This window comes from Streptomyces platensis, from assembly GCF_008704855.1.
GTDB lineage: Bacteria > Actinomycetota > Actinomycetes > Streptomycetales > Streptomycetaceae > Streptomyces > Streptomyces platensis.
In genome coordinates this window covers 3111560-3126883 of the sequence record NZ_CP023691.1, presented here as the reverse complement: position 1 = coordinate 3126883, position 15324 = coordinate 3111560, and the positions used below count along the sequence as shown (strand labels likewise).

The following is a 15324-nucleotide window of genomic DNA, read 5'->3' as shown; positions in this document are numbered from 1 at the left end:
AGGCCCGTACGGCGGCAGCTCATGGCGGGGGATCCCGTATGGAGAGGGCGCGTGGCGAGGGCTCACGTGGCGCGTTCCGTGCCGATCCGCGTATGGAGGCGATGGTTCAGCCGCGTTCGCCGGCCGAGACGGAGAGCGGCGCTTGGGGCGCGTACCGGTGGGTCGCGGACGGGGGGCGGCGGGCCGTGGGGGGCGGGCTGCGCGGGCGGCTGGATGCGTTGCGGGAGTTGATCGCGCTGTCCCGGACCCGGCTGGACGGGCGGACGCTGGAGGGGGCGGGCCGCGTGTTGGAGACGGCGGACGAGCGGTACCGGCTGTCCGGTGAGCACACCGTTGTGGCCATCGCGGGGGCGACCGGCAGTGGTAAGTCGTCGCTGTTCAACGCGCTGGCCGGGGCGAATCGTTCACAGGTCGGGCCGCGGCGGCCGACGACCGCGGAGCCGGTGGCCTGTGTCTGGCCGGGCAGCCGGCCGGGCGCGGACGGGCTGCTGCACCGGCTCGGCGTGCCCGCCCACCGCCGGCACGTCCCGGCCGACGGCAGCACCGAGCTGCGCGGACTCATCCTGATCGATCTGCCCGACCACGACTCCTCGGCCACCGAGCACCGCGCCCAGGTGGACCGGATGCTGGAGCTGGTGGACGCGGTGATCTGGGTGGTGGACCCGGAGAAGTACGCGGACGCGGTGCTGCACGAGCGCTATCTGCGGCCGTTGGCGGGTTACGCCGAGGTCATGTTCGTCGTCCTCAACCAGGTGGACCGGCTGCCCGGGGACGCCGCCGACCAGGTGGTGGACGATCTGCGCCGGCTGCTGGACGAGGACGGGCTGGCGCTCGGCGAGCACGGGGAGCCCGGCGCGGCGGTGCTCGCGCTGTCCGCGGCGACCGGCCGGGGCGTGGGGGAACTACGGGAGGCGCTCGGCCAGTTCGTCGCGGAACGCGGTGCGGCGGACCGGCGGCTGGCGGCGGATGTGGACGCGGCGACCGAGCGGTTGCGGTCGGCGTACGTGGCGCAGAACGGGGTCGGGCTGACCGAACGGGCCCGCGCGGAGTTCGACGACCGTTTGGCGGAGGCGGTGGGGGCGGTGGCCACCGGGCGGGCGGCGGAACGCGATTGGCTGCGGTACGCGGAGCGTGCCTGCGGGTCTCCGTGGTCGCGGATGCGGCGCTGGCGGTGGCGTGGGAGCCGGCTGGGGGCCGGTGGCTTCGGGGCGGGGGCGAACGATGGATGGACGACGGGAGCGGGGGCGACGGGAGCGGGAACGACGGGAGTGGGGGCTACGGGGGCGGGGGGTGGCCGGGGAGGGGAGCGCGCAGGTGCCGGGCAGACGGGCGTCGGGCGGACCGGGGAGGGGCGGACCGGTGCGGCGTGGGGCCGTAGGGGCGGGCGGGAGCGAGGTGGAGCCAGGACGGGCGGGCCGCCATGGGGCAGGTCTGCGCGGGGCACGGCGAAGCGGCAGGGACCGGCACGGGGCGGACGGGAACGGGGCGGGCCCGTACCGGACGGCATGGTGAGGGGCCCGAGGGTCTGACGGCTTCCGGGCGGAGCGGCAGGCGGCAGGGCCTGGTGGAGCGGCAGTGGGCGGCCGGGCATCCGGGAGACGGCGGGGCCGGGGCCGGTGAGGCGGGTGCGTCGGCGGTGGACGGCCGGGCGGCGGCGCGGCCAGTGGTGGAGCACGCCGTCCGCACAGTGGCCGCCGAGGCGGCGCACGGATTGCCGGCGCCCTGGGCCCACGCGGTGCGGGAGGCGGCGGACCGGGGTGCCTACGGGCTGCCGGAGGCGCTGGACAAGGTGGCGGCGGATGCCGAAGAGGCCCTACGGGGCGGGCCGGCCGTGAAGCCGCGGTGGTGGACGGTTGCCGCCTCGTTGCAGGGCATGTTGACCGTCCTCCAAGTCGTCGGTGTGCTGTGGCTGCTGGGCGCGATCACGGGCGTGGGCGAGGCGACGGCCTGGATCTCCGGGCTGCTGCCCGCGGTTCTCGGGTCGGTCGGCGGGCCGGCGCTGGCGTGGATGTGCCGGGTGGTGGCGCGCGGACCGGCCCGCCGTTACGGGCAGGACGCCGAACGGCGGCTGCGGAGTACGGCGGCGGGGTGCGGGCGGGCGCGGGTGCTGGAGCCGGTCGCCGCCGAGCTGCTGCGCTATCGCGAGGTACGGGAGCAGTACGCGGTGGCCTCGGGCGTGTGACGGCGGGAGGGGAGCGGAGCAGCAGCGAGCGGCGCAACGGTCGGGTGGGGGGAGGGAGTTGGCGGCTGATGGGGGGATGGGGGCGGCCGGGGACTGGGGCGGTAGCGACCGGGCTGAGGGCGAGTGGAGTGGATGACGGCCGGGGCCGAGGGCGGCCGGAGAGGTCGGGGGAGGCCCGGAGAGGCCCGATGGCTGCTGGCCGGCCGGCAGGCCGGGGGAGGCGGGTGTGGAAGGGCAGACAGTGAGACCGGGCTGTGGACACCCCGCCGGTGTTCCCCTTCTCTCCCCCTTCCGGGTGGCCGAGTTGTCCACAGTCGGCCTGCCGTCCACACGCCGCCGCGGCGCTTGCCGAATCCGTGCAGCATGAGATCAACGCAGCGCGAGCGGTACGCGACGAGAGCGACCGCCGGACACGGGGGAGGCGTAGCAGGTGAACGACACGATGGTGACGCTGGTGGGGAATGCCGCGACGGCGGTGGAACACCGGCAGACGGCGGCGGGCGTGACGGTGGCGAGGTTCCGGCTGGCGGCGACGTCCCGCCGGTGGGACAAGGCACAGGAGCGCTGGACCGACGGCGAGACGAGTTTCTATACGGTCCGGTCGTGGCGCGGGCTCGCCGACAATGTGGCGGCGTCGGTGGCGGTGGGTGAACCACTCATCGTCCAGGGGCGGTTACGGCTGCGGGAGGGCGAGCAGCCGCCCGAGAAGGGCGGGCAGCGCTGGTTCTCGGCGGAGGTCGACGCCGTGGCGATCGGCCACGATCTCACGCGGGGCACCGCCGCATTCCGAAGGGTCCTGCGGACGGTACGTACGGGAGCGGACGGCCCTACCGCCCCGGCTCAGCAACCCTCCACAGCGCCGGGCCCCTCTCAGTCAGGGCAGTTGGCCCCGGCACCGCAATCGCCCCTGGCTCAGCATTCCTCCCCGGCATCGGACTCGCCCTCGCCACCACCACGTCCACCGCAATCGCCCCCGTCTGCATCCGCGTCTCCGTCCCTCTCTTCCCCGTCCCCGCAACGATCGCGACCGCCGCACCCCGCACCGCCGGCGCAACAAGATTTATGGGAAGGCCCATTGCCGGAAGCCGGTACGCGGACGGCCTCCAAGGCGCCGACGGCAGCCAACTCTCCAGCGGCAGCCAGCTCTCCAACCCACTTTCCAACGGACGCTGACCCGCCAACGGACGGCAAGGCGCGGACAGCCGGTGAAGCACGGCCGGCCTCCAGACCCCGGACAGGCGCCAGAGGTCGGCGAGTTCTCAAGGAGCAGCGGGCCGCCAAGGGCTCCACGAGCGCCAAAACGCCTGCGACCAGCGGGATTGCAGCTGGCGCCTGAGGTTCGGGGGCCTCTGCCGCAGCACCCTCCTCCGTGTCCCATTCGCCGGGGAGGTGACTGTGCCCTGAAAAGTTCTGGTGACTTGTCGACAATGCCAGGTCAGGGTGCTCGTGGTCGGTAACGATTGCGATTCGGATCGCTTATGGGATGCCATTACTGGGGACCCTGATGCACCTGCTCCATAAGATCCGACAAGTACTCACGGGGGCTGACGTGTTCGGCTGTTGAGTTCTTTGGGATCTTTCCGGCGAGGCAACCTCTCCCACTCGACCGCCTCGCCCAGAGGGGAATTTCATGCTTTCGATAAAGAGGCGGGGCGCAGCCCGCCTTGCCGCCGCGGTCGTGGCCTCCGGCCTGGTCGCGGCGGGTGCGATAGCCACCGCGGGGCCTGCCGCGGCGGACGAGACGACCCCCGCCCATGGGGGTGCCACCGCCACGCTCGGCGGTCTGAAGACCTTCGACCAGGCGGTCGTGCACAACGACGGAGGGGACCAGCGTGTCGGCGCCGGCCTCTTCGAGATGGCGGTCGACAACGGCGGCACGCTCCAGACGTACTGCATCGACATCCACAACCCGACGCAGCAGCAGGCGAAGTACCAGGAAGTGCCCTGGAGCGCCTCGTCGCTGCACAACAACGGGGACGCGGGCAAGATCCGCTGGATTCTTCAGAACTCCTACCCGCAGGTGAACGACCTGGCCGCGCTCGCCACCAAGGCCGGTGCCGGGAACCTCACCGAGAAGACCGCCGCGGCCGGCACCCAGGTCGCGATCTGGCGCTTCTCCGATCACGCCAAGGTGGACGCGGTCGACCCGGCGGCCGAGAAGCTCGCCGACTACCTCGAGAAGAGTGCGCAGAACGTCGCCGAGCCCAAGGCCTCGCTGACGCTCGACCCGCCGGCCGTCTCCGGCAAGTCCGGCAGCAAGCTCGGCCCGGTCACCGTGCACACCAACGCCGACAGCGTCACGATCTCCCCGGCCGCCGGTGTGCCCGCCGGCGCCAAGGTCGTCGGCAAGGACGGCAAGCCGGTCACCAGCGCGACCGACGGCACCCAGCTGTTCTTCGACGTGCCCGCGGGCGCCGCGGACGGCAGCAGCTCGCTGACCGCGCAGGCCGCCACCAAGGTCCCGGTCGGCCGTGCCTTCACCGGCATCGGTGAGCACGCCAAGAGCCAGACCCAGATCCTGGCCGGCTCCAGCGAGTCCACGGTCTCCGCGGCCGCCTCGTTCTCGTGGAAGAAGCAGGGCGCCATCCCGGCGATCACCGCGGAGAAGAACTGCTCCAAGGGCGGCGTGGACGTCACGGCGAGCAACAAGGGCGATGAGGCGTTCCGCTTCCAGCTCTCCGGCAAGGACTACGAGATCGCGCCGGGCAAGTCGCAGACCGTGACCGTGCCGGTGGCCGAGGACCAGCCGTACGACATCACCATCAAGGGTGAGGGCGGCTTCAAGAAGTCGTTCTCCGGGGTCCTGGACTGCAAGACCGCCGGCAGCGGCGGCGGCAAGCCCTCCAGCCAGCCCAGCCCGGCCTCGGTCGGTGGCAGCACCGGCGGGGACAAGGGCGGCGACCTCGCCGAGACCGGTTCCAGCAACGCCACCCCGATGATCGCGGGCATCGCGGTCGTCCTCGTCGTGGTCGGCGGCGCGGCGGTGTTCTTCCTCCGTAAGAAGAAGGCCGGCACCCCCGCCCAGTAACACCCGGCGGCCGGTGACCCCCGGAGTCCGGCCATACCCGGTGACCACTCGGTGACCCGAGGGTGAGCCCCCGACGGCCCCGGAGCGCAGCAGCGCTCCGGGGCCGTCGGCGTTCGCGCGGCGTCGTCGGCACCCACCCCAGCCTCCGCCCCCCCCCGCTGCCCGGCAGCCGATGTACGGCGGGCGCGGCCGGTCCGGCGTACGAACGGGCGGTCCGGGCGGGAGGCATCGCGGCCGGCCGACCAGTCGGGCTCACGTACACCGGGCAGGGCGCGCACGGCGTGCAGCGCCCCCATCCGAAGCCCGCCCCCATCCGAAGCCCGCCCCCATCCGAAGCCCGCCCCCATCCGAAGCCCGCCCCCAGCCGACGCCCGCCCCCGGGTCATCAACGCTGACAGACGGCGATGAAGTGGACACAGGGGCGTGGCAGGTCGGGGGCTGAGCAGGGGTGTGCTGACCTACTCGTTTCCGCCTGAGCGCAGGCGTACGGCAAGATGGGGTGTATCTGCCCTCCCACGGTTGCCGCGCACGATGGCCCGGGGGCGGTGCCGCACAGACCCTGATCGATCCAATCTGCCGGACGGTTTCTCTTGGCTGAGTACATCTACACGATGCGCAAGGCGCGCAAGGCGCACGGCGACAAGGTCATCCTCGATGACGTGACGCTGAGCTTCCTGCCGGGCGCAAAGATCGGTGTCGTGGGTCCCAACGGCGCCGGTAAGTCCACGGTGCTGAAGATCATGGCCGGTCTTGAGCAGCCGTCGAACGGTGACGCGTTCATCACCCCGGGCTACACCGTCGGCATGCTCCTCCAGGAGCCGCCGCTGGACGAGTCCAAGACGGTGCTCCAGAACGTCCAGGACGGCGCCGCCGAGATCATGGGCAAGCTCCACCGCTTCAACGAGGTCGCCGAGCTGATGGCGACCGACTACTCCGACGAGCTCATGGAGGAGATGGGCAAGCTCCAGGAGGACCTCGACCACGCCAACGCGTGGGACCTGGACACCCAGCTCGAGCAGGCCATGGACGCCCTCGGCTGCCCGCCCGGCGACTGGCCGGTCACCAACCTCTCCGGTGGTGAGCGCCGCCGCGTCGCGCTGTGCAAGCTGCTGCTGGAGGCCCCCGACCTGCTGCTCCTCGACGAGCCCACCAACCACCTGGACGCCGAGTCCGTGCAGTGGCTGGAGCAGCACCTGGCGAAGTACCCCGGCACCGTCGTCGCCGTCACCCACGACCGGTACTTCCTCGACCACGTCGCCCAGTGGATCTGCGAGGTCGACCGCGGCCGCCTGCACGGCTACGAGGGCAACTACTCCAAGTACCTGGAGACCAAGCAGACCCGTCTCAAGGTCGAGGGCCAGAAGGACGCCAAGCGCGCCAAGCGTCTGAAGGAAGAGCTGGAGTGGGTCCGCTCCAACGCCAAGGGGCGGCAGGCCAAGTCCAAGTCGCGACTGGCCCGTTACGAGGAAATGGCCGCCGAGGCCGACAAGATGCGGAAGCTGGACTTCGAGGAGATCCAGATCCCGCCGGGCCCGCGCCTGGGCAATGTCGTCGTCGAGGTCGACAAGCTCAACAAGGCCTTCGGCGAGAAGGTCCTGATCGAGGACCTGAGCTTCACCCTGCCGCGTAACGGCATCGTCGGCATCATCGGCCCGAACGGCGCCGGCAAGACCACGCTGTTCAAGATGCTCCAGGGTCTGGAGACCCCGGACTCCGGCGACATCAAGGTCGGCGAGACCGTCAAGATCTCCTACGTCGACCAGAGCCGCGAGAACATCGACCCCAAGAAGACCCTGTGGGCCGTCGTCTCCGACGAGCTGGACTACATCAACGTCGGCCAGGTCGAGATGCCTTCGCGGGCGTACGTCTCCGCGTTCGGCTTCAAGGGCCCGGACCAGCAGAAGCCGGCCGGGGTGCTCTCCGGTGGTGAGCGCAACCGCCTCAACCTGGCGCTGACCCTCAAGCAGGGCGGCAACCTGCTGCTCCTCGACGAGCCGACCAACGACCTCGACGTCGAAACCCTGTCGTCGCTGGAGAACGCGCTCCTGGAGTTCCCGGGCTGCGCCGTGGTCGTCTCCCACGACCGCTGGTTCCTCGACCGAGTCGCCACGCACATCCTGGCGTACGAGGGCGAGTCCAAGTGGTTCTGGTTCGAGGGCAACTTCGAGTCCTACGAGAAGAACAAGGTCGAGCGCCTCGGTGCGGATGCGGCCCGTCCGCACCGCGCCACGTACAAGAAGCTCACCCGGGGCTGACCGGCGTGCGACACCTCTACTCCTGCCCCCTGCGCTGGTCGGACATGGACGCGTTCGGCCATGTCAACAACGCGGTGTTCGTCCGCTACCTCGAAGAGGCGCGGATCGACTTCATGCGCCGGCTGGCGCCGGGGGACGGCAGCCCGTCGTTCACGGGCGGCTCGGTCGTCGCCCGGCACGAGATCGACTATGTGCGGCCGCTGGTCCACCGGCACGCGCCGGTGACCGTCGAGTTGTGGGTGAAGAAGATCAGCGCCGCGTCGATGACGGTCGGCTACGAGGTCAAGGACGAGGACACCCTCTACCTGCGGGCCTCGACGGTCGTCGTGCCGTACGACTTCACCGAGGAGCGTCCCCGCCGCCTCAGCGCGGAGGAGAAGGCGATCCTCAAGGAGTATCTGGACGACGCCGCGCATCAGGGGGGATCCGCCGCGGTATGACGGCGCTGCACCTGGCTGACGCGGGGGAGGCGGCGGATCTCGCCGCCTTCCTCGCCCGCCTGATCCACTACGACCGCGCCGCCGCGGTACGGCTCCAGGCCGGCGGCGGGGTGCTCGCCGTTTTCGGCCGCCCGCCGTCCTTCGAGGTGCTGGCGATCCGTACGGCCCGGCTCGCCGACGACACCGCCCTGGACCGTACGGTCTCGGCCGGTGAACTCCTCGACGGCGTGGCCGAACCGTCGGGTGTGCTGACCGTGCCCGCCGCCGTCACCGGTCCGCCGTGGACCGGGCTGCTGCCGCCGCGCGGCGGCTGGCAGCGGGTGCCGGGGCTCCCCGGGCCCGAGGCGCTGGTGCGTGCGGTGGCCGCCGCGGTCGCCGAATTCCGCGCCCGTGACGAGGCGTTGCCGCCACAGCACCGCACCCGCACCGAGCGGGACCGCATCGGCCGGGAGATCTGGTCGCGCACCCTCGGCGACACCCATCTCCCGCTGCGCGCCGCCCACGCCGCGCAGTCGCTGGGCTTTCTGCGGCCGGTACGGGCCGGGGCCCTGGCCGGCAGCGGCACCGCTCCCGGCACCGGATCCCCGCAGTCCGAACACCGGCCGCTGAGCCTGCTGTCCACGGGCGGCTGGCTGCGGCTGAGCACCCCGTACGGGTCGATCGCCGTACGCTCCGGCGGCCCGACGGGGCTGACCGGGCTGTCGGGCCTCACGGTCACGCCGCTCTGACGAAGCCCTAGCCCGCCCCCCTTCCTCGCCCTCATCCCGTCCCCGGGCCGCTCCGTCCGCCGTGTGGTCCGGCCAGACCCCGATGTGGTCGCTTTCCCGTTCCAGCAGGACGCGGTGGGCCATGCCCAGGCCGGTGGTGTACTCGGTGGGCAGCTGGAGTCGGCCCGCTCGGTCGAGCATGGCGTATTCGCGGGACACCAGGGACTCCTGGCCGGTCGCGGCGTCCCGTTCGGTGCGGCGCAGTACCTCCGAGGATGTACGGCCGTCGCGGATCGCGACCGTGCGCCGTACCTCGTTCGCCACCGTCTCGTCATGGGAGACGATCATGATGGTGGTGCCCAGTTCCTCGTTGGCGGTGCGGAAGGCCGTGCAGACCTGTTCGGCGGTGTGGGAGTCGAGTTCGCCGGTCGTCTCGTCGGCCAGCAGGACGGACGGGGTGTTGGCCAGGGCGACCGCGAGGGCGGTGCGCTGCTGTTCGCCGCCGGAGAGCTGGTGGGGACGGCGGTCAGCAGATCGCGGCCGGCGACGGTGGCGGCGCCCGCGGTGGGCACGTCCAGGCCGGCCAGGATGTTCATCAGGGTGGACTTGCCGCTGCCGGACGCGCCGACCAGCGCCATCAACTCGCCCTCCGCGACCAGCAGATCGAGACCCTGGAGGGCCTGCACCTCCACCCCGTCGGTGGTGAGGACCCGCACCAGCCGGTCGCAGGCGATCAGCGCGTCGTGCCCGCAGGCGGGCCGCCCCCGGCGGGAGGCCGCGCGCCGCTCCAGCTCGGCCAGGCTGGTGGGCCCGTGCGAGCCGGGCGTACCTCGGCGTCGGCGATGACCAGGTAGAGGGGCGGCCCGTTGTCGTCGGCGGCCTGGACGTCGATACGCAGCGGAACCGCGTCCACGACACCCGGGACCTTGCCGCCCGCCCGCGAGGGCCAGACGGGAGCGGTCCAGGGCCGCGAGGTGGGTGAGATCCGGCTCACCCGTGCGGCGCCCGGTGACCGCAGCGCGCGGGGGAGTGCGTACGGCCCGGAGCGGACCAGGGTGCGCACCGTGAACGGCAGCCCGCCGAAGGCCCGCCGGGCACCCCGGGCGACCACCCCGTCCGCCGGTCCCCTTGCCCCGGTGGGCAGTTGGGCCTTCACCTGTAACGCGGCGGCCGGTGCGGCGCGGGTCCGCAGCGCCTGCCGCAGCCCCGCCTCCCCGATCGCGCCGGAGAAGGCGGCGAGCGTCGTCAGCACGGTCGTGGTGAGCAGCACCGAGAGCAGGGCCGCAGCCGGCAGCAGACGATGCGCCCGCACCCGCAGAAAGACAAAGCCGGACACGGACCCCCCTTACCGCGCTCAGCACCACACAGATGAACGAATGGTGGCAGACGCGCGGCGCGGGCGGAGGGGGCTGTGGAAAACCCTGGCCGGATCATGATGGCGAAAGCCCGGCGCGGGCGGTGTGAGTCGCTTCTCAGTCCGCGGCGTTGATCATCGAGGCGGCGGCGTAGGTGAGGTAGTTCCACAGCTGGGTCTCGTGCTTCTCGGACAGGCCGAGGGAGTCCACCGCGTCCCGCATGTGCCGCAGCCAGGCGTCATGGGCGGCCCGGTCGACGGTGAACGGGGCGTGCCGCATCCGCAGCCGGGGGTGCCCGCGGCCGTCGCTGTACGTACGGGGGCCGCCCCAGTACTGCATGAGGAAGAGCGCGAGCCGCTCCTCGGCCGGACCCAGGTCCTCCTCCGGGTACATCGGCCGCAGCAGCGGGTCCTCGGCGACTCCCTGGTAGAAGCGGTGCACCAGGCGCCGGAAGGTCTCCTCGCCTCCGACCTGTTCGTAGAAGGTCTGCTCCTCGAGCGTGCCGCGTGGAATCTTGTTCACCCGTCCATGGTGGCAGACGCCCCGGCGGAGGACTCCGGTCGTAGGCCGCGGCCGGAAATGACCCCGGGGCGTGATCGGTTGATCACGCCCCGGGGTCGCTCAGGACCGGTGGTGGCTCAGCCGCGGCGGACGGTCAGCGTCGTCCAGGCGCCGACATGCACCCGGTCGCCCTCATGGAGCGGCACCGGCACATAGGGCTGGATCGGGTCCTCGGCGAGGTTGACCGTCGTGCCGTTGGTGGAGTTCTGGTCCACCACTGCCCAGCTGCCGTCCTGCTGCTGCACCAGCAGCGCGTGCTGGTGCGAGACGCCCGGGTCCTCCGGCGCGCTGCCCAGATCGATGTCCGGGGACTCGCCGGTGCTGTTGCGGCGGCGGCCGACCGCGATCTGGCCGTTGGCGAGCGGCAGCACCTGCTCGGGGGAGTACGAGGGCAGGTTGAGCCCCGCCGCCTCCGGGCCGCTGCGGCCCATCATCGCCATGAAGTACTCACGGTCCGGTGCGACCGCCACCACCCAGCCGGCACCGACGACCGGCGCCGGACCCTGCGGCGGTGCCGCGGGACCCTGGCCGGGGCCGCCGTTCCACTGCTGGTCAGGGCCGGGCTGCTGCTGCATCTGCTGCTGCTCGTACGGAGGCTGCTGTTGCTGCTGCTCATACGGGCCGGGCTGCTGCTGCTCGAACGGGGGCTGCTGCTCGTACGGCCCCGGCTGCTGCGGCGGGAACGGCGCGGGCGGCTGCTGCTCGTACGGGGCCTGCGGGCCCGGGCCGGGCGGCGCGGGTGCCATCGGCGGGGGGCCGGCCTGGGCGCTCGGCGGGTTCAGCGTCCAGTCGTCGCCGCCCTGCTGCGGCGGCGGGCCGCCCTGCGGGCCGGGGCCGGGCATGCCGGGGGGCGGGCCGGGCGGGAAGCCGCCGGGGCCGGGGCCGCCGGGCATGCCCTGCTGCTGCGGAGGCTGGGGGTGCTGGGGCTGGGGCGGCGGGAAGCCGTAACCGCCCTGGCCGCCCTGCGGGCCGGGGCCGCCCTGGCCGCCGAAGTCGCCGGGCGCACCGGGGCCGCCCTGCGGGCCGGGCTGCGGCGGCGGGAACCCGTAGCCGCCCTGGCCGCCCTGGGTGCCGGGGCCGCCCTGGCCACCGAAGTCGGGGCCCGGACCGCCGGGCGGCGGGCCCGGCTGCTGGCCGGGCGGGGCGTAGGACGTCGGGGAGTTGGTGAGGAAGTTGTAGCGGCACCCCTCACAGAACGGCGCCATCGCCTCACGCGGCGTACCGCACTGCGGGCAGGTCTCCGGCTGTCCACCGGGGCCGGGGCCGGGGCCGCCGGGCATGCCCTGCTGCTGCGGGGGCTGGGGCTGCTGGGGCTGCGGTGGCGGGAAGCCGTAACCGCCCTGGCCGCCCTGCGGGCCGGGGCCGGGCGCACCGGGGCCGCCGAAGTCGGGACCGGGGGCGCCGGGGCCGCCCTGGGGACCGGGCTGCGGCGGCGGGAAGCCATAGCCGCCCTGGGAGTCGGGGCCGCCCTGCGGGCCGGGCTGCGCCGGGGGGAACCCGTAGCCGCCCTGGCCACCCTGGGAGTCGGGACCGGGGGCACCGAAGTCGGGGCCGGGGCCACCGGGCGGCGGGCCGGGCTGTACCGGCGGCGGGCCGGGCTGACCCGGCGGAGGACCCGGCTGGCCGGGCGGCGGACCGGGCTGGCCGGGCGGCGGCGTGTTCAGAAATCCGGCAGGCAGGGAGGGCGGCGGGGGGACAGCGCCCGCCATCCGCTGGCCGCACACCTCGCACCAGTCTTCGGCCACCGACTGGTGGCCGCTCGGGCAGGTCGGCATGTCGGTTCTTCCCCCTCCGTACCGATTTCTTTCGGTGGTGCCGCTCGGTACTGTTCGTGGCTATTTCTTCATGCGAACGGTTTTCGTCGAGCGCGTTTCGAGAGCCATCTCGTCCGCCTCGGCGACCTTCGCCTTCAGTCGCACAGTACCGGTCGCCGTATCGACGACGTCCACCACCTTCGCAAGGAGTTTCGCACTCCCCTCGTTCCCCGAGGCGCCGGCCAGTTGTACCGCGCGGCCCAGTTTCGCCGCCGCGCCATCGGTATCGCCCGACTTGCGGGCATCGAGCCCCTGTTGGATGGCTTGGGCCAGTTCCGCCTGCCCCGTGTAGTGCGCCACCTGCGGATGAATCGCCGTGGCAGCGGCCACATCGTCCGTCCACACGGCCCGTACGAGGCCCTGCGACAGGGGCTGCGGCGGGCGTCGCGCGGGGTCGCCGTCCGCTGCGGAAGTGATCAACGAGACCCGGCCGGCCAGCATTTCCCGGCCGATCCCGGCGGCCGGTACCCGGAGGCAGAGGTGGTAGTCGCGGGACTCGTCGCCCCAGGAGCCGGTCGGGTAGTCCGCCGACCGCGGACCGGACTCCCGGCACCGGCCGGTCAAGTCCATCACGGTGGGCGCCACTTGCCGGACGAAGACGGTCTCGGCGCCCAGCGGTGTCCACAGCCGCAGCCCGACGTCGGCGATCTCCTTGCCCATCGCCGCCTCCATCAGCCGGGTGAAGTCGGCGGCCAGCCCGGCCGGATCGGCGACGATATCGGCGGTGCCCAGCAGCGCCGAGGCGATGGCGGTGACCTCCTTGACCTCCCAGTCCGTGCCGACACCGCGGGCATCGCAGGTGAACGCACCGGAGCAGGCGTCCAGGGCGGCCCGCAGCTCCCGCGGCGACTCGTGCTCGTTGCGGCCGTCGGTGAGCAGGAGGGCGTGCCGGATGCCGAGCTCGGCGGTCGCCAGCAGCCGCCCGGTCAGCCGCAGCCAGCTGCCGATGGCCGTGCCGCCGCCCGCCGTCACGGTGCGCAGCGCCTCCTTCGCCTGCGCACGGGTGGCCGCCGCGGCCACGGCCAGCCGGCCGCCGCCCGGGTAGACCTCGACGGCCCGGTGGTTACCGGCCACCACCGCGAAGCGGACCCCGTCGCGCACGGTGTCGAGGGCGGCGGACGTGGCCTCCCGGGCGCCGCGCAGCTTCGCCGGCGGATGGTCCATCGAACCGGAACGGTCGACCATGATCACCACACCGGCGTCCGGCCCGCCGGTACCCGCCGCCGGCACCGGCCGGCCCCCGGTGGTGCCGCCGCCGGTCGCGGTGACCGAAATGATGGCGTGAATCTCCCGCCCGCCCTCGGGGAGATAGGGGTTCTGGTACACCTCGGCGGAGAAACGCGGCACCCGGGACTTGGCGAAGTTGGCCATCCGTTCCGCTCCTTGAGACGCCGTAACCGGTCGGTCGGTACACGTGGTGCGTCGTACACGGCGCAGGGCGCGCGGCGGCATACGGGCGGGGGTGCGCCGCGCCGCGCACCCCCGCCCCGCCCGCCGGCGGTGCGCCGGTCAGGCCGGGGCCGGCTGCCCCGCCGGTGCGGGGAACGGCACCAGCGCCACGGTGACGTTGTCGTGCCCACCGCCGTCGAGGGCGTGGGTGACCAGGGTGCGGGCACCGTTCAGCGGCCTGGCGGGGGCGTCGTACGGCAGCACCGCGGCCATCTGCTCCGCGCTCTCGGCGTAGTTCCACAGCCCGTCGGTGCACACCACCACGACACCGGGCCCGTCCGGCTTGAACGTCGCGGTGTGCGGCTCGACCTCGTACGCGTCCGCGCCGAGCCAGCCCGTGATGGCGTGCGCCCGCTCATCGGCGTTCGCCTCGGCCTCGGACATCAGGTTGTTGGCGACCATCTGGGCGGCCCAGGAGTCGTCCTCGGTGAGCCGGGCGGGCGGCGCCGTACGGTCGTTGGGGATCCAGTAGGCGCGGCTGTCGCCGACCCAGCCGACGGTCAGCAGGCCGCCGCCGACCACCGCACCGACGAAGGTGCAGGCCGGGGCGTTCTGCTGGCGGTGCTCGTCATGGGCCAGAGACGGGTCGGTGGCCAGTGCGTCGACCGCCGAGGAGGCCGCCAGGATGGCGTCGTGCATGGCCTGGGCGGGGTGCGTACCGCGCGGCAGGGACTCCCGCAGCGCTTCCCCGGCGGCCTCGGACGCCGCCGTGGACGCCTCGTCGGGGCGGGTCGCCGAGGAGACCCCGTCACAGACCACGGCGACCACGGCGGGGGTGCCGTCCGGCAGCGCGGCGGCCCGCAGCGCGAAGAAGTCCTCGTTGCGGTGGTGCCGGTGGCCCCGGTCGCTGACCGCCGCGATGCCTCCCACCTCGTATTCCATGTGGTCGCGGGCGCGCGGGCGGGCATGACCGCAGTGCGTGCAGTAGCCCTCGGCGTCCACGGCGCCGGACCGGCAGGCGGTGCAGACGACGGTGCCCGGGGCGGGCGTCCCGGCGGCAACGGCGGCGCCGGACGGGCCTTCTGAGGCGGCGGGCGCCACCGGCTCGGGCGCGGACACACCGGGCTCCGCGGCGGGCGTCCCCGGTTCCGCGGCCGGTGCCACGGGCTCCGCGGTGGGCACCCCGGAGGGCGTGCCCGGACCGGCAGCGGTCGCGGGTCCCGTCCCGGCGGCGGCCGCGTCGGCCACCGCCTCGTATCCGGCGACCCGCGGATCGGCGGACGGCGGAGTGTCGGCCACCGGCGGGTGGCCCGGCATCGGCGGTACGCCGGTGTCCCCGAACGGGAGCCGGGCCTGCGGGTCCGGAGGCGGCGGCCCGGCCGGACCGCTGCGCGCGGCCGGTGCGGGCGCCGGCGGCGGCCCGGGAGGCATCGGCGGCGGGGGCGGTGCGGCGGCCGCGCCGGGCGCGGGCGGAGCGCCGTACGCCGGCGGTGCGGCCGGCGCCAGAAGTCCGGCGCCGCACCGCCCGCAGCATTTCCCCGCCTCGAGCGGTTCGTCACAGCCCGGACACCGGGACGGCCCAGTCACACCCAT

At 73.5% G+C, this 15324-nt stretch carries 10 protein-coding genes and 2 pseudogenes; 6 read left to right on the top strand and 6 right to left on the bottom strand.

The features are described from left to right. Positions 1-92 precede the first annotated feature (92 nt). The 6 genes and pseudogenes from CP981_RS38575 (at position 93) to CP981_RS13680 (ending at position 8633) form a co-directional block, all read left to right on the top strand. Positions 93-2182, top strand: a pseudogene (locus CP981_RS38575) (YfjP family GTPase). A gap of 442 nt (positions 2183-2624) precedes the next feature. Beyond that, positions 2625-3518, top strand: a complete 894-nt coding sequence (locus tag CP981_RS38570; RefSeq protein WP_244330030.1) for a single-stranded DNA-binding protein — start codon at positions 2625-2627, stop codon at positions 3516-3518. 294 nt (positions 3519-3812) lie between these two features. After that, complete coding sequence (locus CP981_RS13695; protein ID WP_085928728.1) at positions 3813-5210, top strand: Cys-Gln thioester bond-forming surface protein; 1398 nt, start codon at positions 3813-3815, stop codon at positions 5208-5210. A gap of 590 nt (positions 5211-5800) precedes the next feature. Then, positions 5801-7465, top strand: coding sequence for an energy-dependent translational throttle protein EttA (gene ettA / locus CP981_RS13690; protein WP_085928550.1), 1665 nt, complete (start codon positions 5801-5803; stop codon positions 7463-7465). 5 nt (positions 7466-7470) lie between these two features. Continuing rightward, positions 7471-7905, top strand: coding sequence for an acyl-CoA thioesterase (locus tag CP981_RS13685; RefSeq protein ID WP_327226550.1), 435 nt, complete (start codon positions 7471-7473; stop codon positions 7903-7905). After that, positions 7902-8633, top strand: a complete 732-nt coding sequence (locus tag CP981_RS13680) for a DUF8010 domain-containing protein (protein ID WP_085928559.1) — start codon at positions 7902-7904, stop codon at positions 8631-8633. Before CP981_RS13685 ends, CP981_RS13680 begins: the two co-directional genes overlap by 4 nt. 27 nt (positions 8634-8660) lie before the next feature. Here CP981_RS13680 and CP981_RS13675 read toward each other — a convergent pair. The 6 genes and pseudogenes from CP981_RS13675 to CP981_RS13650 all read right to left on the bottom strand — a co-directional run. Next, positions 8661-9412, bottom strand: a pseudogene (locus CP981_RS13675) (ABC transporter ATP-binding protein); the annotation flags it as partial. Further along, a complete protein-coding gene (locus CP981_RS13670) occupies positions 9346-9948 on the bottom strand; it encodes a hypothetical protein (protein WP_425282127.1) in 603 nt (200 codons plus the stop codon). The gene CP981_RS13670 and the pseudogene CP981_RS13675, both read right to left, overlap by 67 nt. 136 nt (positions 9949-10084) lie before the next feature. Beyond that, a complete protein-coding gene (locus CP981_RS13665) occupies positions 10085-10489 on the bottom strand; it encodes a globin (RefSeq protein ID WP_042154860.1) in 405 nt (134 codons plus the stop codon). A 116-nt stretch (positions 10490-10605) separates the two neighbouring features. Continuing rightward, positions 10606-12303 carry an FHA domain-containing protein gene (locus CP981_RS13660; protein ID WP_167536095.1) on the bottom strand — a complete coding sequence of 566 codons (1698 nt, stop codon included), beginning with the start codon at positions 12301-12303 and terminating at the stop codon, positions 10606-10608. A gap of 60 nt (positions 12304-12363) precedes the next feature. Continuing rightward, positions 12364-13713 (bottom strand): vWA domain-containing protein, encoded by a 1350-nt coding sequence (locus CP981_RS13655; protein ID WP_085928551.1) that lies wholly within the window; start codon positions 13711-13713, stop codon positions 12364-12366. Positions 13714-13851: 138 nt separating this feature from the next. Continuing rightward, positions 13852-15324 carry a PP2C family protein-serine/threonine phosphatase gene (locus tag CP981_RS13650; protein WP_085928552.1) on the bottom strand — a complete coding sequence of 491 codons (1473 nt, stop codon included), beginning with the start codon at positions 15322-15324 and terminating at the stop codon, positions 13852-13854.

Bases quoted from the DNA above. Each gene is read 5' to 3' on its own strand.
- CP981_RS38570 (WP_244330030.1), top strand. From the start codon at position 2,625: ATGGTGACGCTGGTGGGGAATGCCGCGACGGCGGTGGAACACCGGCAG.
- CP981_RS13695 (WP_085928728.1), top strand. From the start codon at position 3,813: ATGCTTTCGATAAAGAGGCGGGGCGCAGCCCGCCTTGCCGCCGCGGTC.
- CP981_RS13680 (WP_085928559.1), top strand. From the start codon at position 7,902: ATGACGGCGCTGCACCTGGCTGACGCGGGGGAGGCGGCGGATCTCGCC.
- CP981_RS13660 (WP_167536095.1), bottom strand. From the start codon at position 12,303: ATGCCGACCTGCCCGAGCGGCCACCAGTCGGTGGCCGAAGACTGGTGC.
- CP981_RS13655 (WP_085928551.1), bottom strand. From the start codon at position 13,713: ATGGCCAACTTCGCCAAGTCCCGGGTGCCGCGTTTCTCCGCCGAGGTG.
- CP981_RS13650 (WP_085928552.1), bottom strand. From the start codon at position 15,324: ATGGGTGTGACTGGGCCGTCCCGGTGTCCGGGCTGTGACGAACCGCTC.